Origin of the sequence: Streptomyces sp. AHA2 (genome assembly GCF_036857595.1) — a bacterium.
GTDB lineage: Bacteria > Actinomycetota > Actinomycetes > Streptomycetales > Streptomycetaceae > Streptomyces.
The window spans coordinates 293736-313519 of sequence record NZ_JAUQWJ010000001.1 but is presented as its reverse complement, the minus strand read 5'-3'; the positions used below and the strand labels follow the sequence as shown (position 1 = coordinate 313519).

Genomic DNA, 19784 nt, shown 5'->3' with positions numbered 1-19784 from the left:
AGCCCGTCCTACCGCACCCGGGTGAGAACGGATCATGGCAAGGCGCCTCACGGACGCACCAGCGCCGCCCCCGCGAAGGCCGCGGCCACACCGGCCGACACACTCGCGGCCACGTTGAGCGCCGCCTGCAGCCGCGCCCCGGTCTCCGCCAGGCGCAGCGTCTCGTAGGAGAACGTCGAGTACGTCGTCAGCGCCCCGCACAGGCCGGTACCCAGCAGGAGCTGCAGTTGGGCGCCGGCTCCGGTGAGCAGTCCGAGGACCAGGCAGCCCGTGATGTTCACCGTGAAGGTGCCCCAGGGGAAGCCGGAGTCGTGCCGGGCCTGGACCGCCCGGTCGGTGAGGTAGCGCAGCGGGGCGCCGACCATCGCGCCGCAGACGACCAGCAGCAAGTTCACGACGACTTCTCACCCTTCGCGTCCGGTGCGCCGCGGCCGTCCCCGTCTCCGTCGTGCCGGATCACCTCGCACTCGCCGGGGGCGACGAGCCCTGGTGGAGGGGCCTGCGATGCCGTCGTGGCCGCCTCCCCGTCGGGGCGGGCGGAGCGGGTCGCCGCCTTCGCAGCCGAGCGGGTCGCCGCCGCGGCGAGCCACACCGCCGCGAGGGCGGCGAGCGGGGTCGCCGCGAGGTAGGCGAGTCCGCTCGCCGCCCGGCCGCCGTCGAACAGCTTCTGGACGTCCACGGCATAGGTCGAGAAGGTGGTGAAGCCGCCGAGGACGCCGGTGCCGAAGAAGGGGCGCACGAGCGGGTGGGCCGTCCGGATCTCGGTGACCAGCACCATGAAGACCCCGATCACGGCGCAGCCCGCGACGTTCACCCAGAGCGTCGTCCAGGGGAAGGCTCCCGGCGGCGAGGGCCGGGCCAGGGACGCCGCGTACCGGGCGGCGGCGCCCGCCGCCCCGCCCAGCGCCACGGCCCCGACGACCGCGGGCGTCCGGGCGAGCCGAGGGGACGGGCGGCCGGAGGGGGCCCGGCGGCTCAGGGGCTTCTGCGGGGCTGTCACGGTGTGCGTCTCCTACTCGCCGGGGCCCTGGGTGTGCGGGCGCGTGCCGTCGCAAGTAGGGACCGTTGGCGGCGTCGATGCCGCGGTTCGGGTACGGCGGGCCCCACCGCCGCGCCGGGGCGGACGCCCGCGGCCGCGTTCAGGTTAACCCCGTCCGCGCAACCGGGTCACGTCGAGGGCGGGCCGCCCGCAGGAGCCTCACCAGCCCTTCTCGAACATCCGCGCCACCTCGGCGATCCGCATGTCGTCGCGGTGGTAGCGCACGACGCCGGCGGCCCGTACCGAGCGCAGCAGGCCCGTGGCCTCCAGCAGCCGCAGGTGGGTGACGGCGACCGGCGGTGCCAGCGAGAACCGCTCGGCGACGGCCTCCGCGGTGACCCCGCCGGCGGCGGGTCCGGGCTCCTTGAGCCAGGCCAGGATGCGCAGCCGTGTCTCGTCCGTGGGAGTCCTCAGCATGTCGTGCCCCTGCCTCGCGGCTACGTCCTCGCCGCGCCCTCCCACTGTCTCGCAGCGGCAACGGCCGTGTCCGGCACTCGCCATCGTTGACCGATACCGAACCGCCGTGGCGGGGTGCGGAGTTCGTGATCAGGCGTGCCCGCGGCTACACCTGCCGGGCCCTGCCGGGTCCGGACCGGCGGCGCCGCGTCGGGGGACTGCCGGCGCCGCACCGGGACCGGCCCGCTCGGCCCGGACGTCGCGACGCCGGGCTCGTCGCGGGGATCGGGGTGGTGCGCGACCCCGGGAAGCCGCGGCCCTGGGCGCGGGCCGGCCGGGACCGCTCCAGGTGCCCGGCCTCCGGGCCGTCTCCGGGCCGTGCGCGAGCACTGCATGCACACTCATGGAACGGGCCGACCGGTGTTACCGTGCATCCATGGCAGCGACAACGACCGGTGTGCGGCTCGAGGAACGGTGGCGGGACATCCTGTCGGCGCACGCGCGCACGATGTGCGAGATCGACCGGGCGCTGCATCCGCACGGACTCGGCGCGTCCGACTTCGAGGTGCTGGACATGCTCGCGGCCGCGACGCCCGAGGAGGGCGAGCAGTGCCGGGTGCAGAACCTGGTGGGCCGGGTCCATCTCAGCCAGAGCGCGCTGTCCCGGCTGATCGCCCGGCTGGAGAAGGACGGGCTGGTGACGCGGTCCGTGTGCATGGAGGACCGGCGCGGGGTGTGGGTGTCCCTGACGGACAAGGGGCGTGCCCTGCACGCCGAGGTGCTGCCGCTGCAGCGGGCCGCACTGGCCCGGACCCTGGGCGAGTAGTGCCCGGGCCCGGACGGACCGGCCGCCCTACGGGCGTGCCAGCAGGGTGCGCACTCCCTCCGAGGTGAGCGTCAGGCGGTGCTCCGAACTGCCGTCGATGGTGAGCGACAGGTCGTCGGCCGGCCATTGTGCGGCCAGGGCGCCGAGCGGCACCAGACGGTAGCGGGACACGAACGGCAGCAGCCCGGCCATCTCCATCTCGGAGGTGAACACGGGCACCACGGGCTCGCCGCCCGGCTGTTCCAGCACGGGCAGTGCCACCGCCGAGGGGTTGGCGGCGTCGCCGTCGGTCGCGTCGTCGGGCACGGGGATGAGCACGTCGCTGTTGGCGAGCGCGTCCAGAGCCGCCGCGTCCTCCGTGTTCTCGGCGAGGACGTCCAGAGCCCGCTGGGCGGGCGTGGGCGTGGGGTCGTTTGCAGGTGTCTCCATGGCAGATTCCCTGGTAGCGGCGGTCGTGCGTCCCGCCCGGGACATGATCCGCCCCGGGCGCGTTCCTGCTCGCGTACCCGAAGGGTTCCGGGGCAATCCTTACGGATCTCGAGAGTTCGGGGGCCCCGCCGGCGGCTGCTCGCGAAGGCCGGGCACAGGTGGCGCGAGCCCAAGCCCGCAGCCGCCGCCCCTACTCCCGCCCTCCGGCCGCGGCGCGGCGCCAGGCGGATTCCCTGAGCAGCCGCAGGCCGTTGAGGCCGACCAGGACCGTGGATCCCTCGTGGCCGGCGACGCCCAGCGGCAGCGGCAGGTCACCGGCGAGGTCCCAGACGACGAGCCCCGCGATGAACACCCCGGCGATGACGAGGTTCTGCACGACCAGCCGGCGTGCGCGGCGGGACAGGGCGACGACGGCGGGGACGGCGGCGAGTTCGTCGCGCACGATCACGGCGTCGGCGGTCTCGAGGGCCAGGTCGGATCCGGCCCGGCCCATGGCGACCCCCGTGTGGGCGGCGGCCAGGGCCGGTGCGTCGTTGACGCCGTCCCCGACGACCAGCACGCGGCGTCCGGCCCGCTCCAGTTCCCGGACGGCGGTCAGTTTGTCCTGCGGCAGCAACCCCGCGCGCACGTCGCCGATGCCGGACTCCGCGGCGACCCGCGCGGCGGCCCGGGCGTTGTCGCCGGTGAGCAGCATCGGCGCGGTACCGGTGAGCGCGGTGAGGGAGGCGACCGTGCCGGCGGCGTCGGGGCGCAGCCGGTCGGCGATGCCGAGCAGCCCGGCGGGAACGCCGTCGACGACGACCAGTACGGCGGTACGGCCGGACTCCTCCAGTTCCGCGGCCGTCGCGGCCGCCGTGTCCGCCAGGCGCGCGGGCGCGCCGACGGCGACCGTACGGCCGTCGACGACGGCGGTCACTCCGATGCCGGGCGCGGAGGTGAAGTCGCGGGCGCCGGGCACGTCCAGGCCGCGGTCGCGGGCGGCCGCGACGACCGCCCGGGCCAGCGGGTGCTCACTGGGCTGCTCGGCGGCCGCGGCCAGGGCGAGCAGCTCCCCCTCGCCGAGACCGGATCCGGGCAGTGCGCGGATCTCGGTGACGCGCGGACTGCCCTCGGTGAGCGTGCCGGTCTTGTCGAGCGCGACCGCGTCCACCTGTCCGAGCCGCTCCATGACCACGGCGGACTTCACCAGCACGCCGTGCCGTCCGGCGTTGGCGATGGCGGACAGCAGGGGCGGCATGGTGGCCAGGACGACCGCGCACGGAGACGCCACGATCATGAACGTCATGGCGCGCAGCAGCGCGTCGGTGAGCTGCTCGCCGAAGGCCAGGGGCACCAGGAAGACGGCCAGGGTGGCGGCCACCATGCCCAGCGAGTAGCGCTGTTCGACTTTCTCGATGAACAGTTGCGTGGGCGCCTTGGTCTCGGACGCCTCCTGCACCATGCGGACGATCCGGGCGATGACCGAGTCGGACGCGTCGCGCTCGACCCGGATCCGCAGGGCGCCCGTGCCGTTGAGGGTGCCGGCGAACACCTCGTCCCCCCGGCCCTTCGCCACGGGCAGCGGTTCACCGGTGATAGTGGCCTGGTCCACCTCGCCGGCCCCGTCGAGGACCGTGCCGTCGGCTCCGACGCGCTCGCCCGGACGGACGAGGACGGTGTCGCCGACCGACAGCTCCGCCACGGGCACGGTGTCTTCGGCGCCGTCGGGGGCGATCCGGGTCGCGGTGGCGGGGGCCAGGTCGAGCAGTCCGCGGACGGAGTCCGCGGTCCGGGCCGTGGCCAGCGCCTCCAGGGCGCCGGAGGTGGCGAAGATGACGATGAGGAGGGCGCCGTCCATGACCTGCCCGATGGAGGCCGCGCCCAGGGCGGCGACGACCATCAGCAGGTCGACGTCCAGGGTGCGCTCCTTCAGCGCCTTGAGCCCTTCCCAGCCCGGCTCCCAGCCGCCGGTGACGTACGCCAGCGCGTACAGCGGCCCCCAGGCCCAGGCGGGCGTGCCGGTCAGCTGCAGGGGCAGCGCGAGCAGGAAGCAGACGGTGGCCGCCGCGGCCCAGCGGGCTTCGGGCAGCGCGAGGAGACGGGTGCGCCGCCGGGGTCCGCTCCCGGCGCGTGCGGGCTCGGCCCGCTCGGCCGGCCGCGGCGTGAGGGTGGAGGTCATGAGGGGTCCTTCGGGCGGGGGCGCGTGGCTCCCTCACCTTACAGGAACACATGAAGACTCATTCATACCTTCATGAGCCGTCGGCGGCGGTCGCCGGCCTTCCGGTGGAGACCGCCGCCGCGCGCACGGCTCAGGTGTCGAAGTCCACCGTCAGCTCGTCCGAGACCGGGAACGACTGGCAGGTGAGGACGTAGCCCGCGTCGACCTCGGCGGGCTCCAGGGCGAAGTTGCGGCGCATGTCCGCCTTGCCGTCGGTCACCTGCGCCCGGCAGGTGCCGCAGACGCCGCCCTTGCAGGCGAAGGGCAGATCGGGCCGGGTCTGCTGGGCGCCTTCCAGGATGGTGCGTTCGCGGGGCAGGGCGGATGTGGTGGAGCGGCCGTCCAGGGTGATGGTGACCTGGCTGACCGGGCCGGAGGGACCCGCCTCGGTGTGGCGCACCTCGCGAACGGGTTCGTCGCCGGCGTAGAACAGCTCCTGGTGGACGCGGTCGGCGGGGACGCCGAGACCGGTCAGCACCCGCTGGGCGGAGCGGACCATGCCGTGCGGGCCGCACAGCCACCAGTGGTCGGCGGACTCGGCGTCGACCAGCGCGCCGACGAGAGCGGAAAGCCGTTCGGCGTCCAGGCGCCCGGAGAGCACCTCGGCCTCGCGGGGCTCGCGGGACAGGACGTGGGCCAGCTGGAAGCGCGTCGGGTAGAGGTCCTTCAGGTCGGCCAGTTCGTCGGCGAACATCACCGTGCCGGTGCGGCGGTTGCCGTAGAGGAGGGTGACGCGCGAGCGGGAGTCGGCGGCCAGGACCGATTCGGCGATGGAGACCATGGGCGTGATGCCGGAACCGGCGGCGATCAGGACGTGGTGGCCGGGGACGGTGAGGTCCGGGGTGAAGGCGCCGGTGGGCGCCATCACCTCGACCAGGTCGCCGGGGCGCACCTCGTGCACCAGCCAGGCGGAGAACAGGCCGCCGGGGACGACCCGGACACCGATGCGCGGCGCCGTGCCGGCGGGCGAGCAGATGGAGTAGGAGCGGCGTTCGTCACGGCCGTCGATCTCCCGCCGCAGGGTGAGCGACTGGCCGGGCGCGAACGCGAACTCCTCGGCCAGCCCGGCCGGGATGTCGAAGCTGACGGCTGCCGCGTCCTCGCACAGCGGCTGCACGGCGGCGACCCGCAGGGCGTGGAAGACCGGGCGTCGGCGGGCACGCGCGCGTGCCGCCGGGGCGGGGGCCGGCTCCATCAGGTCCTCCATCAGATCTCCTTGAGGTACTCGAACGGCTCGCGGCAGGCGAGACAGCGCCACAGGGCCTTGCACGAGGTGGCGGCGAAGCGGGAGGTCTCCTCGGTGTCGGCGCTGCCGCAGCGGGGGCAGGGCACCGAGCGGCGGGTCGGCGACAGCACCAGCGGCACCGGACCGGCGGCGCGCACGGGGGCGGCACCGGGCGGGGCGATGCCGTGCTCGGCGAGCTTGCGGCGGCCCTCGTCCGTGATCCAGTCACTGGTCCACGGCGGGTCCAGGACGGTACGGATCTGCACGCGCGCGTACCCGGCGTCGCGCAGCCGGGCGGCCACCCCGGCACGCATCTCCGCCATGGCCGGGCAGCCCGAGTAGGTGGGGGTCAGGCTCGCGACGACCGTGCCGTCCTCGGTGAGCGACACCTCGCGCAGCACGCCGAGGTCGGCCAGCGTGAGCATGGGCAGCTCCGGGTCGGGCACGCGCTCGGCGATCCGCCGTGCCCGCCGGGCGTCGAGCAGCGTGGTCACCATGTCGCCTCCGGGTGCGCCCGGGCCACGCTCTGCAACTCGGCCAGCAGCGGCGCCAGATGCTCGGTGTGCTCGCCGGCGCGGCCCGAGCCGGGCAGCGGCCGGTAGACCGGCATCGGCAGTCCGGCCGCCTCGGTGACCTGGCGCAGGACGGTGACGACCTCGTCGCGCACGTCGTACGCCGTGAACAACTCGCCCAGGTAGGGCGCCACCTGTTCCTGCGCCTTGCGCATCCGCCGGTGCGACTCCTCGGTGCCGTCGCCGAGACGCACGGCCCACTCCGCTGCGTACTGCCGGTGGTAGGCCAGTTCCTTCACGCCCTTGGCGGCGATCGCCGCGAGCACCGGGTCGCGGTGGCCGGTGAGCCGCTCGAAGTGCGCGAGGCGCCAGCTGGAGAACACCAGCAGCCGCACGATGGAGAACGCGAAGTCCCCGTTGGGCAGTTCGGCCAGGCGTACGTTGCGGAAGTCGCCGGCGTCGCGGAAGTAGGCGAAGGCGTCCTCGTCGCGGCCGGTGCCGTCGACCTGGCCCGCGCGGGAGTAGAGCAGGCGGGCCTGGCCGAGCAGGTCCAGGCCGATGTTGGCGAGGGCCACCTCCTCCTCCAGCTCGGGGGCGCGGGTGGTCCACTCGGCGAGCCGCTGGGCCGTGACCAGGGCGTCGTCGGCCGACGTGACGCAGAGGTCCGCCAGTTCGGCGGGGTCGACGCCGTCGGGGACGGTGGTGTCGACGCCGTGCAGGGGGTCCTCGAAGCCGGTGCCGTAGGCCCAGCGGGTGTCGTCCTCGTGTCCCTCGGCGAGGGTCAGGTAGACGTGGTCGTCGCTCATGCCCTCTCCTTCAGATGTGCGGGACGTCGTCGGGGATGTCGTAGAAGGTCGGGTGGCGGTAGACCTTGTCGGCGCTGGGCTCGAAGAAGGGGTCCTTCTCGTCGCGCGTGGAGGCGGCGATGTGCTCCGAGCGCACGACCCAGAGGGACACGCCCTCGTTGCGGCGGGTGTAGAGGTCGCGGGCGTGGGTGAGGGCCATGCGGTCGTCGGCCGCGTGCAGCGAGCCCACGTGGACGTGGTTCAGGCCGCGCTTGCCGCGCACGAACACCTCGTACAGCGGCCAGTCCTGCTTGCCGGCGGTCATGCCACCGCTCCCTTCCGCGTCCGGGACGCCTGCTTCGCGGCGTGGGCGGTGGCCGCCTCACGCACCCAGGCGCCCTCCTCGTGGGCCGTGCGGCGCCGGGTCACGCGCTGCTCGTTGCACGGTCCGTCACCCTTGATGACCCGCATCAGCTCGTCCCAGTCGGGCGTGCCGAAGTCGTGGTGTCCGCGCTCCTCGTTCCAGCGCAGCTCCGGGTCCGGGAGCGTCACGCCGAGCTTCTCGGCCTGCGGGACGGTCATGTCGACGAAGCGCTGGCGCAGTTCGTCGTTGCTGTGCCGCTTGATCTTCCAGGCCATGGACCGGGCCGAGTTGGGCGAGGCGTCGTCGGGCGGGCCGAACATCATCAGCGACGGCCACCACCAGCGGTTCACCGCGTCCTGGACCATCTCGCGCTGCTCGGCGGTGCCGCGCATCATCGTCATGAGCAGCTCGTAGCCCTGCCGCTGGTGGAACGACTCCTCCTTGCAGATCCGCACCATGGCGCGCGCGTACGGCCCGTACGACGAGCGGCACAGCGGCACCTGGTTGCAGATCGCCGCGCCGTCCACGAACCAGCCGATCACGCCGACGTCGGCGAAGCTCAGCGTCGGGTAGTTGAAGATCGAGGAGTATTTCTGGCGGCCTTCGATGAGCCGCTCGGTCAGATCGGCGCGGTCGGCGCCCAGCGTCTCCGCCGCCGAGTACAGGTACAGCCCGTGCCCGGCCTCGTCCTGGACCTTGGCGAACAGGATGGCCTTGCGGCGCAGCGACGGCGCCCGGGTGATCCACTCGCCCTCGGGCTGCATGCCGATGATCTCGGAGTGCGCGTGCTGCGCGATCTGGCGGACCAGTGTCTTCCGGTAGCCCTCGGGCATCCAGTCGCGCGGCTCGATGCGCTGGTCCCGCGCGATCGTCGCCTCGAAGTGCTGCTGGAGAACCGGCTCGGCGCCGTCCGCCCCCGCGGGGCTGGAGTGTGTCGTGTCCATCCGTCCCACTTCCCAACCGACCATTCGTTCGGTCCATGCTAGCCAAGGTGGCGCCCCTTGGTAAGACCCTGGCCCTTGACAGGCGTCGTGGCGGCTTGGTTACTTGGCAGCGCCAAGCTAACCGAATGGTCGGTCGGGCTACAAGGTGGTGCGAGAAGTGACCGGAAGCGCTGACGCGACGACGCCCGCGGAGGCCATGTTCGCCGCGGACCGGGCCTCCCGGGGCCTGGGGATCGACGTGCTGGAACAGGGCGTGGGCACCGCGGTGCTGCGCATGACCGTGACCGGGTCGATGGTGAACGGCCACGGCATCGCGCACGGCGGGTACGTCTTCCTGCTCGCCGACACGGCGTTCGCCTGCGCCTGCAACAGCCACGGCCCGGTGACCGTCGCGGCGGGGGCGGACATCTCGTTCGTCGCCCCGGCGCACGAGGGCGACGTCCTGGTGGCGAGGGCGGAGGAACGCACCCGGTACGGCCGCAGCGGCCTGTACGACGTGACGGTCCTGAGGGACGACGAGGTGGTGGCCGAGTTCCGGGGCCGCAGCCGCAGCATCCGCAGCACGAGGTCCTGAGGAGGCGGCATGACCAGTCAGACGCAGACCACGCCGGACGCCCCGGCCGCGGCCGGCCCGCGACGCGGCGAACCCCTCCCCCGGGCCCTGCTGGACGAGGCGGAACGCCTCACCCGTGAGGAGCTGCGCGCGCTCCAGCTGGAGCGGCTGCGCCGGAGCCTGCGGCACGCGTACGACAACGTCGAGACGTACCGCGAGAAGTTCGACGCGGCGGGGGTGCGTCCCGAGGACTGCCGCTCGCTGGAGGACCTGGCCCGCTTCCCCTTCACCACCAAGGCCGACCTGCGGGACACCTACCCGTTCGGCATGTTCGCCGTCCCCATGGACCGGGTGCGGCGCGTGCACGCCTCCAGCGGCACCACCGGCCGCCCCACGGTGGTCGGCTACACCGAGAACGACCTGTCGATGTGGTCGGACCTGGTGGCCCGGTCGATCCGCGCTGCCGGCGGCCGCCCGGGGCACAAGGTGCACATCTCCTACGGCTACGGGCTGTTCACCGGCGGTCTCGGCGCCCACTACGGCGCGGAGCGCGCCGGCTGCCTGGTGATCCCGGCCTCCGGCGGCATGACCGCCCGTCAGGTGCAGATCATCCAGGACTTCCGGCCCGAGATCATCATGGTCACCCCGTCCTACATGCTCACCCTGCTGGACGAGTTCGAGCGGCAGGGCCTCGATCCGCGGGCCGGCAGTCTGCGCGTCGGCATCTTCGGCGCGGAGCCGTGGACGGAGGAGATGCGCCGGGAGATCGAGGAGCGGACGGACATCCACGCCGTGGACATCTACGGGCTGTCCGAGGTGATCGGCCCGGGCGTCGCCCAGGAGTGCGTGGAGACCAAGGACGGCCTGCACGTGTGGGAGGACCACTTCTACCCGGAGGTGGTCGACCCGGTCACCGGCGAGGTGCTGCCCGAGGGCGAGGAGGGCGAGCTGGTCTTCACCTCGCTGACCAAGGAGGCCCTGCCGGTCGTCCGCTACCGCACCCGCGATCTGACCCGGCTGCTGCCCGGCACGGCACGGCCCGCCTTCCGCCGCATCCAGAAGATCACCGGGCGCTGCGACGACATGATCATCCTGCGCGGGGTGAACGTCTTCCCGAGCCAGATCGAGGAGATCGTGCTGCGCACCCCCGGTGTCGCGCCGCACTTCCAGATCCAGCTGACCCGCCGCGGCCGCATGGACCACATGGCCGTCCGGGTCGAGAGCCGGCCCGGCACACCGCCGGCGTCGCGCGAGGCGGCGGCGCGGGCGATCGCCAAGGACGTCAAGGACGGCGTGGGCGTCACGGTCGACGTGACGATCGTGGAGCCGGAGACCCTGGAGCGGTCCGTCGGCAAGCTCAAGCGGGTCAGGGACCTGCGCGAGGAGTAGGCCCGCGGAGCGCCTGCGCAACCTGCGCGGGCAGCAGGTAGCGCAGGGAGCAGGCGGGCGGGCTGCCCGAGGGCAGGTGCGGGAGCGACGGACCCGGCGGTCGGGAGCGGCCGGCGGCGACCAGGACGAGCGCGCGGAAGGTGGACACCGATACGCACGCAAGCGGTGCCCGAGCGGGCGGAGACGGAACAAAGGCGCGAAACGCCGCAAGGGTCCTTCTCGGCCCTCCCCTGACCGGCCACCATGCCATGTCATGGACATCTTGCTCGTCGCCAGCGCGTTCAACAGCCTGTCCCAGCGTGTGTACGCCGAACTGTCGGACCAGGGCCACCGTCTGGACGTCGTCCTCGCCTCGCACGGCGCCGACGCGGTCCGGGCCGCCGTGCACGAGTTCCGCCCGGAGCTGATCGTCGCCCCGATGCTGACGTCCGCCCTGCCGGAGGACATCTGGCAGGAGCACACCTGCCTGGTCGTCCACCCCGGACCGCCCGGCGACCGCGGGCCCTCGTCGCTGGACCACGCCGTCGCCGAGGGCGTCCGCGAATGGGGCGTGACGGTGCTCCAGGCCGGGGCCGCGATGGACGCGGGCGACATCTGGGCCGACGGTTCGTTCACCGTGCCGCCGACCGCCAAGAGCGACGTGTACCGCAACGAGCTGTCCGACGCCGCCGCGGCGGCCGTCCTGCAGGCCGTACGGCGCTACGCCGACGGCGCGTTCAAGCCGCGGCCCCAGAGCGACCCGGGGATCCAGGTGGTCCGGCGGGACGTCCTCCGCCAGGAGCAGCGGCGCCTGGACTGGGAGAACGACGACACCGAAACGGTCCTGCGCGCCCTGCGGGCCGCCGACTCGCAGCCGGGCGTCCTGGACGAACTGTGCGGGCGCGAGGTGTTCCTGCACGGCGGGCACCCCGAGGACCGGCTGCGCGGGCGGCCCGGGGAGCTGCTGGCGACCCGGGCCGGCGCCCTGTGCCGGGCGACCCGGGACGGCGCCGTGTGGATCCCGGAACTGCGCCCCCGCAAGAGCTCCGGCGATCCGGCGCCGTTCCGCCGCCCCGCGGCCTCGGTGCTCGCCGGCTTCCCCGTGCCGCCCGACAGCGGCCCGGGCATGCCCGGCGCGAACGACCGGCCGTACTGGCTGCCGGAGATCGCCGCCCGGCTGGAACTGCCCGCGGACCGCACGACCTGGACGGACATCCGCTACCGCCAGCAGGGCGACGTGGGCTTCCTGTCCTTCTCCTTCCCGGGCGGGGCGATGAGCACCGTCCACTGCCGCAGGCTGCTCGCCGCCTACCGGTACGCGCTGACCCGTCCCACCTCCGTGCTGGTGCTCGGCGGCGCCCGGGACTTCTTCTCCAACGGCATCCACCTGAACGTCATCGAGGCGGCGGGCGACCCGGCGGGCGAGTCCTGGGCCAACCTGACCGCCCTGAACGACCTGGTCGAAGCCGTGCTGCGCACCACCGACCGGCTGGTGGTCGCGGCTCTCGGGGGCAACGCGGCGGCCGGTGGGCTGATGCTGGCGCTGGCCGCCGACGAGGTCTGGTGCCGCACGGGCGGTGTCCTGAACCCGCACTACCGGACCGTGGGCCTGTACGGCGCGGAGTACTGGACGTACTCCCTGCCGCGCCGGGTGGGGACCGAGACGGCGCAGCGGCTGACGAGCGAGGCGCTGCCGGTGAGCGCGGTGTCGGCCGAGCGGATGGGCCTGGTCGACCGACTGGTGCCGGTGACGGCCGGGGAGTTCGGCGCGGAGGTGGAGCGGCTGGCCGCCGAGGTGGCGGCCGACGGCGGCATCGCCCGCCGGATCACCGCGAAGGCCACGGCGCGTCACGCGGACGAGCTCCAGCGGCCCCTGGCCGAGTACCGGCGGGCCGAACTGGCCCGCATGCGGGCCGTCTTCTTCGACCCGCAGGCTCCCTACCACGCGCTGCGCTCCGCCTTCGTGCGCAAGGTCCCGGCCGGTTCGGCCCGGCCTCTGGCGGGCGCGGCCGCGTGACGCGGCCCGGCCGGCGCGGGCACGGCCGACGGCCCGTCGGCGCAGACGACGGGCCGGTGCGGGCAGGGGCCGGGCCGTCACCGGCACACGCGGGACAGCCGCCGGGCCAGCGGCGGGATGATCACCGCGGCGGCCAGCAGATGGGACACGGCCAGAACCACCTGGGTGGACACGGCCGTGTGGGGCGCGACGGCCGGTCCGGCGAGGGACAGGACGGTGAGCGCGACGGTGGCCACCGTGAACGTACGGGCGGGCCGCCGGGCCCAGCGGGCGAGTGCGACCGCGAGGACGACGCCCGCGACCGACCAGAACACCACTCCGCCGAAGAAGCCGCCGACCGGGATCGGGGCCGCCTCCTTCGCGCCCGGGCTCGCCGCCTCCATGGGGACGCCGGCGGCGCGGGCGGCCAGCGCGAACACCTCGGTCACGACGGCTCCCGCGAGCGTCGCCAGGAGTCCGGCGAGCCACACGGGACGGGCGGCCGGACGGCCGGGGTCGCTCGCGGAACGACTCCGCGCGGACGGGGTCTGAGAGGTCGTCACCGTCATGTCACTGTCTCCTGCCGGGGGTCGGGGCTCGGTGAGCCATGCGCAGGGGTGGACGGCCCGGTCCGCCGGAACTCATCGGTGCGCGCGGGACGAGTTCGCCGGCGTGCCCGTTCATCCGGATGGCACACGTCACCGCACGAAGGCGGGCCGGCGCGGGAAGGCGTCCGGCATGGACCAGCCGAAGAACCTCCCCCGCCCGACCACCAGCCCCGCCGTCACCACACTGGCCGACCCGCTGGTCAACAAGGGCACCGCCTTCACCCGCCGCGAGCGCGAGGCCCTCGGGCTGGACGGCCTGCTGCCGCCCGCCGTGGAGAGCCTGGACGAGCAGGTCGCCCGGGCCTACGAGGCGTTCCACGGCTACGACAAGCCCCTCAACCGGCACATCTACCTGCGGCAGTTGCAGGACACCAACGAGGTGCTGTTCTACCGCCTGGTCACCGAGCACCTGGAGGAGCTGCTGCCGGTCGTCTACACCCCGACGGTGGGCGAGGCCTGCCGGCGGTTCAGCGAGATCTACCGGCGCCCGCGCGGGCTGTTCCTCACCTGGGAGGACCGGCACCGCTTCCGGGACATCCTGCGCAACCGCCCCCACCACGGCCACGACGTCGACGTCGTCGTGGTCACCGACGGGCAGCGCATCCTCGGTCTGGGCGACCAGGGTGTCGGCGGCATGGGCATCCCGATCGGCAAGCTCAGCCTCTACACGGCGATCGGTGGCATCCACCCCGCGCGCACACTGCCGGTCCTGCTGGACGTCGGCACGGACAACGAGGACCTGCTGGACAACCCGCGTTACCTGGGCCGGCGCGCCCGCCGGCTGACCGGCGCCGAGTACGACGAGATGATCGAGGCGTTCGTGTCGGCGGTGGAGGCGGAGCTGCCGGGGACGCTGCTGCAGTGGGAGGACTTCGCCACGGCCCACGCGCACCCGATCCTGGAGCGCTACCGGGACCGGTTGCTCACCTTCAACGACGACATCCAGGGCACCGCGGCGGTCACCCTCGGCGCCCTGTCCACCGCCGCCGACGTGGCCGGTACGCCACTGGCCGAGCAGCGCGTGGTGATCCTGGGCGCGGGATCGGCCGCGATCGGCGTCGCCGACATGATCCGTACGGCGATGACCGACGAGGGTCTGTCGCAGCAGGAGGCCACGGCGCGGTTCTGGATCCTCGACGTCGACGGCCTGCTCGTCCGGTCCCGGCCCGAACTGACCCCTCAGCAGCGGGTGTTCGCGCGTGACGACGGCGAGGTGGCCGGCTGGGACGGTACCTCCCTCGCCGAAGTGGTGCGCCGCGTCGGACCCACGGCGCTGATCGGGCTGTCCACGGCGCACGGCGCGTTCAGCGAGGAGATCGTGCGCGGCATGGCGGCCGGCTGCGAGCGGCCCGTGATCTTCCCGCTGTCCAACCCCACCTCGCACTCCGAGGCCGAACCCGCCGACCTGACCCGCTGGACGGACGGGCGGGCGCTGATCGCCACCGGTTCGCCGTTCCCGCCCCTGACCGTGGACGGGCACCGGGTGCCGGTGGCCCAGTCGAACAACGTGTACGTCTTCCCGGCCATGGGTCTGGCGGTCACCGCGAGCCGGGCCACCCGGGTCACCGACCGGATGCTGGTGGCGGCGGCCCGGGCCGTCGCCGAGTGCGCCGTGCGGGCGGCGGACGGGTCCAACGGCCCCGTGCCGCTGCTGCCGCCCCTGGCCGGCATGCGGGACTCCGCCCGCGAGATCGCGCTGGCCGCGGCCCTCGCCGCCGTCGAGGACGGGGTGGCCCCGCGGGCGACCGAGGACGCGCTGCGCGAGGCGATCGCCCGGGCCCAGTGGACACCCCGCTACGCGGACTGAGCCCCACCGGGTGAGCGGACCGCCGGGACCGTACTGTCTGAGGCAGGAGGGCCGCCGCCCGTAGGGCGCCGGCCAGTTCCGCTTCAGCCACTCCTCGTAGCGGGTGCCCGCGAGGTGCGCGTCGTCGTCACCGGTGAGCACGTCCGGCATGCCCGCGAACGGGCCGGCCTCCTCGTCCGTCACGACGGTGCGGCCGTCCGGCTTCACCGCCAGGGTCAGTTCACCGAGCCGGTCGAGGCCGTACACCTCGGGGCCGGCGATGTCGCGGACGCCGTGGGACGGTTCGCCCTGCGCCGCCTCGGCGACGGCCGCGGCGACGTCGGCGGAGGCGCTGGGCCGCAGCCGCGTGGACGGCAGCCGTACCTCGGTGCCCTGCGTGGACATGTCCATCACCGGCGCCACGAACTCGAAGAACTGCGCGGCACGGACCAGGCTGTAGGGCACGCCGCTGTCGCGCACGGCGTTCTCCTGGGCGACCTTGGTCTCGCGTTAGCCGTAGCCGGGCACCCGGCCCACTCCGGCGGCGGACTCCCGCCTCCCTCTGGGCGGCGCGCCGAAGTGCTGACTCACCACGGAGACAGGACGGGGCGCCGGTTTGTGACAGGCGGGCCCGGCGGCCACCGATCCCCTGCACCCCTCTTCCCGGCACCGGGACCGCCGTGCCATGCTCACGCCGTCACAGTCGTGAACGTTGTTCATACTCATGGACAGACAAGGAGTGCATGCGATGGGCGCACCAAGACGCGCGGGGGTCCTCGCGCTGGCACTGGCGGCGATCCTCACGGGCGCCGTCCCCGCCGCCTCGGCCCGGCCGGACGCGGCACACACCGAACGCGTCCCCCGCACGACGGTCCTGGACGGCACCCGCCTCGAACACACGAGATCCCGCCTCCGGCACGGCGATCCCCGGCTCCGTCAGGCGGTGAGGGCGTTGCGGGCACGCGCCGACAAGTGGCTGGGCCAGGGCCCCTGGACCGTCGTCGACAAGCCGCGCCCCGCCCCGGGCGGCGACGTCCACGACTACCTCAGCCAGGCCCCGTACTGGTGGCCCACCACGACACCCACCGCGGGCAACCCCTGGGGCTGTCCGTACGTGCAGCGCGACGGCCGGCGCAACCCCGAGGTCGACACCGGCACGGACCGCCAGGACCTGGAGAAGACCTTCGACTCCGCCTACGACCTGTCCCTGGCCTGGTACTACACCGGTGAGCGCCGCTACGCCCTCAAGGCCGGGCAGGTGCTGCGCACCTGGTTCGTCGACCCGTCGACCCGGATGAACCCGAACCTCGACCACGCGCAGTTCATCCCGTGCAAGTACGACGGCCGTGCCATCGGCATCATCGACTTCTCCCAGTCCTACACCAGCGTGCTCGACGCGCTGGCCCTGCTGGAGACCGGTGCCCCGGGCTGGACCCGGCAGGACCGCAGCGCCATGAGCCGCTGGAACACCGACTTCCTCGGCTGGCTGCGCGACGGCGACTTCGGCAGACAGGAGGCGGCCGCCACCAACAACCACGGCACCTTCTACGACATGCTGCTCGCCGGGCTGGCCCACGCCACCGGTGACGAGGCCCTGGCCCGGCGCACGGTGCTCGACGCCCGGGGCAAGCGCGTCGCCGCCCAGATCGCGCCCGACGGCGGCCAGCCCCAGGAACTGGCCCGGACCAGAAGCTGGCACTACTCGACGTTCACGCTGGTCGCGCACACCAGGCTGGCCGCGATCGGCCGCCGGGTCGGTGTGGACCTGTGGGCGTACCGGGGTCCGGAGGGCCGGAGCCTGTTCAAGGCGGTGGGCTATCTGCTGCCCGCCGCGACGGGGGCCGCCGACTGGCCGCACCCGGAGCTGGAGTTCCACCGCTTCGCGGCCACCGATGTCGTGCACGCGGCCGCCGACGCCGGGGACCCGCGGGCGCGCCGGGCCGTCGCGTCGCTGGAGGAGCCGCCGGGCGGTGACCTGTGGGCGTTGCGCCCGGCGGCGGAACAGCTCGACTCGATCGCTGACTGAGCGGGAAGGGCGGTCCGGCCGGTCCCGCCGCGGCCGTGCGGCCGCACGGGAACCGGTCAGACCGTGGAGAGGTCGATCGCCCGGCCGACGTCCCGCGGCCGCAGCACCCGCAGGATGCCTTCGAGCAGGTAGTAGTCGGCGTACGGCAGGGAGATCTCGACGCCGTCCTCGGCCGGGCGGTTGCGGGTGCAGCGGGCGACCACCGCCTCCGCCCGGGCCGAGTTCCGCGTCAGGCACGTCTCCGACAGGGCGGTGAGCAGCCGCAGCGCCACGTCGCGGTAGGCCCCCTGACCGGTCACGGCGGCGAGGTCGAGGAGCCCGCACGCCATGACGGCTCCGGCGGACGCGTCCTTGACGTCGTGCGGCTGCTGCGGCGCACGGTAGTCCCACACCGGGACGTGGTCCGGGGTGAGCGCCCCGATCGCGAAGTCGGCGAGGCTGCGCGCGGTGGTGAGGAAGTCCCGCTCGCCGGTCCTGCGGTACATGGTGGTGAACCCGTACAGCCCCCACGCCTGCCCGCGCGACCAGCAGGACGACGGGCTGTAGCCCTGGACCGTGTCCGGCCCGATCGGGGCGCCGGTGCCGGGGTCGAAGTCGTACACGTGCGGGGTCGAACCGTCCGGCCGCGGGAAGTACCGCCGGGTGGTTCTCGCGTGCTCGACGGCGATGTCCAGGTACTTCCCGTCGCCGGTCTGGCCGCTCGCGAAGGCCAGCAGGTCCAGGTTCATCATCGTGTCGATGATGACGCGGCCGGCGTTGCCGGGGCTGTCGAGCGCGCCCCAGGCCCTGATGAAGCGGCCGCGGGGGTTGTACCGCCGGGTCAGCGAGTCGGCGGCGCGCAGGGCGCCCGTCCGCCACGCCTCGTCGCCCGTCAGCCGCCAGGCGGTGACCCAGGAGGGGTAGAACAGGAAACCGAGGTCGTGCGTGCCGGTGTCGTACTGGCGCGGGGCGAGCCTGCGCGCCGAGTCCTGGGCCAGGGTGCGGAAGGTGTCGTCGCCGCTGTGCAGCCAGGCCATCCAGAGCGTGCCCGGCCAGAAGCCGCCGACCCAGTCGCCGTCCGGCGAGTGGACCCACTTCTCGAACCTGGTGCCGACGGGGAAGGCGGTGACCTTCGGGGCGACGACGCGCAGTTTCTCGACGGCGTAGTCGGCGGCCTCACGGAGCCGGCGCAGGGTCGGTGCGAGCACCCTGCCGGCGGCCGGGGCCGGGGCCGCGGCGGCGGCGTCGCGGGGACCCGGGGCCGCCGCGGCCGGCGGGGCGGCGGACAGTGCCGCGGCACCGGCCGCAGCGGACAGCACGGCACGACGGGAGACACGCATGTGGATCCCTCCAACTGTGGGGCGTGGGAACGGAGTTGACCGAGCGTCGCACGACCGGGGGCGGCCTGTACACCCACCTGAGAGATGTTCATGTTCATGAACGTCGGTAGGCGGGGCCGGCTACCGGCCTTCGGGGGAATTACCGCCCGGGTCCGCGGTCGGGAGGGCGCGGGGTGGTACGGGCATGTGGTGTCCACGCCTCCCGATCCGCCCGCCTCGCCGCTGCCTCCCCCGAACGACGCGCAGGAGCGCGTGCCGCGAGTGCTGCGGACCGCCGCGGCCTACGCCTGGCGCCTCATCGCGGTCGGCATCGTCGTCCGGGTCGCCTTCTCCGTGCTCGGCCAGTTCCACCGGATCGCCGTCGCGGTCTTCCTGGGGCTCGTCATCACGGCGGTGCTGCGTCCGGCGGCCGGTCTCCTCGCCCGTCACATGCCCCGGCCGGCAGCCGTCGCCATCGTCCTGGTCGGCGGCATCGTCCTCGTCCTCGGGGCGCTGGCGCTGGTGGGCGAAACGGTGGCGGAACAGCGCAGCGGGCTGGAGCGCGAGTTCGTGGCGGGCGTCGACCGGATCGAGCGGCAGCTGGAGCAGGCACCGTTCCACCTTCCGGCCCACATGTTCGACGACCTCCAGTCACGTGTCGGCAAGCTGCTGTCGGAGCACCGCACCACCCTCATCAGCACGGCACTCACCGGCGCCGGCCGGCTGGTGGAGGTGCTGACCGTGCTCGCGCTCGCCCTGTTCTGCTCGGTGTTCTTCACCTACTCCGGCGAACGGCAGTGGCAGTGGCTGTGCGAGCAGCTGCCCGAGCGGGCGCGGCCGCGCTGGTCGGTCGGGGCCGGGGCGGCCTGGCGGACGTTCACCGGTTACACGCACGGCATCCTGCTGGTCGCGGCGACCAACGCGGTCCTCGTCGGTGTCGCCCTGTTCGCCCTGGGCGTGCCGCTGGCCGTGCCCCTGGCGCTGCTGGAGTTCGCCGCCGCGTTCATCCCGCTGATCGGCTCGCCGATCGCCCTGGCCGTGGCGGCGGTGGTGGCCCTCGCCTCCAAGGGCCCGCTGATCGCCCTGGTGGTCGTCGCGCTGATCGTGGTCATCGGCCAGATCGAGGGGCACCTGCTGCACCCCCTGGTGATGAGCTGGGCGGTCCGGCTGCACCCGGTCGTGGTCGCCCTGGCCGTCGTCGGCGGCGCGGTCGCGGCGGGAGTGATCGGCGCGGTGGTGGCCGTACCGCTGGTGGCGGTGGTGTGGTCGGTGTACCAGGCCCTGCGCGGCGGTACCGCGGAACGGCCGGCCGCTTAGCAGTCGGCGGAGCGTCGACTGCCCTCGGCGACGCCACCGGGCGCCGTGCCGACCCTCAAGGGTGGTCCGGCTCTACACCCCGGTGTCTAACTATGGTGTCCCACCACATACGCCC

General features: G+C 73.8%; 19 protein-coding genes and 1 pseudogene. 8 read left to right on the top strand and 12 right to left on the bottom strand.

What is annotated here, in order from left to right; genetic code table 11:
• Positions 1-47 precede the first annotated feature (47 nt).
• The 3 genes and pseudogenes from crcB (Q5694_RS01465) to Q5694_RS01455 all read right to left on the bottom strand — a co-directional run bounded on the left by crcB (Q5694_RS01465) (position 48) and on the right by Q5694_RS01455 (position 1456).
• Positions 48-395: a fluoride efflux transporter CrcB gene (gene crcB, locus Q5694_RS01465; RefSeq protein WP_333930098.1), complete on the bottom strand. Its 348-nt coding sequence runs from the start codon at positions 393-395 to the stop codon at positions 48-50.
• Between the two features lie 158 nt (positions 396-553).
• A pseudogene (gene crcB / locus Q5694_RS01460) lies at positions 554-979 on the bottom strand (fluoride efflux transporter CrcB); the annotation flags it as partial.
• 219 nt (positions 980-1198) lie between these two features.
• Positions 1199-1456, bottom strand: coding sequence for an ArsR/SmtB family transcription factor (locus Q5694_RS01455; protein WP_333930097.1), 258 nt, complete (start codon positions 1454-1456; stop codon positions 1199-1201).
• 415 nt (positions 1457-1871) lie between these two features.
• Between Q5694_RS01455 and Q5694_RS01450 the strand changes: the two genes are divergently transcribed.
• Complete coding sequence (locus Q5694_RS01450; RefSeq protein ID WP_333930096.1) at positions 1872-2261, top strand: MarR family winged helix-turn-helix transcriptional regulator; 390 nt, start codon at positions 1872-1874, stop codon at positions 2259-2261.
• A 27-nt stretch (positions 2262-2288) separates the two neighbouring features.
• Here the strand turns inward: Q5694_RS01450 and Q5694_RS01445 are convergent, their stop codons facing one another.
• The 7 genes from Q5694_RS01445 to paaA all read right to left on the bottom strand — a co-directional run bounded on the left by Q5694_RS01445 (position 2289) and on the right by paaA (position 8717).
• Positions 2289-2690 carry an SseB family protein gene (locus Q5694_RS01445; protein ID WP_333930095.1) on the bottom strand — a complete coding sequence of 134 codons (402 nt, stop codon included), beginning with the start codon at positions 2688-2690 and terminating at the stop codon, positions 2289-2291.
• 190 nt (positions 2691-2880) lie between these two features.
• Positions 2881-4848, bottom strand: coding sequence for a heavy metal translocating P-type ATPase (locus tag Q5694_RS01440; protein WP_333930094.1), 1968 nt, complete (start codon positions 4846-4848; stop codon positions 2881-2883).
• 130 nt (positions 4849-4978) lie between these two features.
• Positions 4979-6094, bottom strand: coding sequence for a 1,2-phenylacetyl-CoA epoxidase subunit PaaE (gene paaE, locus Q5694_RS01435; RefSeq protein WP_333930093.1), 1116 nt, complete (start codon positions 6092-6094; stop codon positions 4979-4981).
• Positions 6094-6609 (bottom strand): 1,2-phenylacetyl-CoA epoxidase subunit PaaD, encoded by a 516-nt coding sequence (gene paaD / locus Q5694_RS01430; protein WP_333930092.1) that lies wholly within the window; start codon positions 6607-6609, stop codon positions 6094-6096. The genes paaE and paaD overlap by 1 nt, the downstream gene beginning before the upstream one ends.
• Positions 6603-7430: a 1,2-phenylacetyl-CoA epoxidase subunit PaaC gene (gene paaC / locus Q5694_RS01425; RefSeq protein WP_333930091.1), complete on the bottom strand. Its 828-nt coding sequence runs from the start codon at positions 7428-7430 to the stop codon at positions 6603-6605. Before paaC ends, paaD begins: the two co-directional genes overlap by 7 nt.
• Positions 7431-7440: 10 nt before the next feature.
• Positions 7441-7734 carry a 1,2-phenylacetyl-CoA epoxidase subunit PaaB gene (gene paaB, locus Q5694_RS01420; RefSeq protein WP_333930090.1) on the bottom strand — a complete coding sequence of 98 codons (294 nt, stop codon included), beginning with the start codon at positions 7732-7734 and terminating at the stop codon, positions 7441-7443.
• Complete coding sequence (paaA, locus tag Q5694_RS01415) at positions 7731-8717, bottom strand: 1,2-phenylacetyl-CoA epoxidase subunit PaaA (protein WP_333930089.1); 987 nt, start codon at positions 8715-8717, stop codon at positions 7731-7733. Before paaA ends, paaB begins: the two co-directional genes overlap by 4 nt.
• A 196-nt stretch (positions 8718-8913) precedes the next feature.
• On the opposite strand from paaA, the gene paaI reads away from it, so the two are divergent.
• The 3 genes from paaI to Q5694_RS01400 all read left to right on the top strand — a co-directional run bounded on the left by paaI (position 8914) and on the right by Q5694_RS01400 (position 12655).
• The gene (paaI, locus tag Q5694_RS01410; RefSeq protein WP_333930552.1) at positions 8914-9291 is read left to right on the top strand and encodes a hydroxyphenylacetyl-CoA thioesterase PaaI; all 378 of its coding nucleotides are present in this window, start codon (positions 8914-8916) and stop codon (positions 9289-9291) included.
• 9 nt (positions 9292-9300) lie between these two features.
• Entirely contained in the window at positions 9301-10659 is a 1359-nt protein-coding gene (gene paaK / locus Q5694_RS01405) for a phenylacetate--CoA ligase PaaK (RefSeq protein WP_333930088.1), read from the top strand.
• A gap of 253 nt (positions 10660-10912) precedes the next feature.
• Positions 10913-12655 carry an enoyl-CoA hydratase-related protein gene (locus Q5694_RS01400; RefSeq protein ID WP_333930087.1) on the top strand — a complete coding sequence of 581 codons (1743 nt, stop codon included), beginning with the start codon at positions 10913-10915 and terminating at the stop codon, positions 12653-12655.
• A 77-nt stretch (positions 12656-12732) separates the two neighbouring features.
• Here the strand turns inward: Q5694_RS01400 and Q5694_RS01395 are convergent, their stop codons facing one another.
• Positions 12733-13203 (bottom strand): DUF6069 family protein, encoded by a 471-nt coding sequence (locus Q5694_RS01395; RefSeq protein ID WP_333930086.1) that lies wholly within the window; start codon positions 13201-13203, stop codon positions 12733-12735.
• Positions 13204-13372: 169 nt separating this feature from the next.
• Here Q5694_RS01395 and Q5694_RS01390 point away from each other — a divergent pair, with 169 nt between their 5' ends.
• The 3 genes from Q5694_RS01390 (at position 13373) to Q5694_RS01380 (ending at position 17054) form a co-directional block, all read left to right on the top strand.
• Positions 13373-15049, top strand: coding sequence for an NAD-dependent malic enzyme (locus Q5694_RS01390; protein WP_333930085.1), 1677 nt, complete (start codon positions 13373-13375; stop codon positions 15047-15049).
• Positions 15050-15308: 259 nt separating this feature from the next.
• Entirely contained in the window at positions 15309-15488 is a 180-nt protein-coding gene (locus Q5694_RS01385) for a hypothetical protein (protein ID WP_333930084.1), read from the top strand.
• Between the two features lie 288 nt (positions 15489-15776).
• Positions 15777-17054, top strand: coding sequence for an alginate lyase family protein (locus Q5694_RS01380; RefSeq protein ID WP_333930083.1), 1278 nt, complete (start codon positions 15777-15779; stop codon positions 17052-17054).
• A gap of 56 nt (positions 17055-17110) precedes the next feature.
• Here the strand turns inward: Q5694_RS01380 and Q5694_RS01375 are convergent, their stop codons facing one another.
• The gene (locus Q5694_RS01375) at positions 17111-18373 is read right to left on the bottom strand and encodes a glucuronyl hydrolase (RefSeq protein WP_333930082.1); all 1263 of its coding nucleotides are present in this window, start codon (positions 18371-18373) and stop codon (positions 17111-17113) included.
• 189 nt (positions 18374-18562) lie between these two features.
• Between Q5694_RS01375 and Q5694_RS01370 the strand changes: the two genes are divergently transcribed.
• Complete coding sequence (locus Q5694_RS01370) at positions 18563-19669, top strand: AI-2E family transporter (protein WP_333930081.1); 1107 nt, start codon at positions 18563-18565, stop codon at positions 19667-19669.
• The last annotated feature ends 115 nt before the right edge of the window (positions 19670-19784 follow it).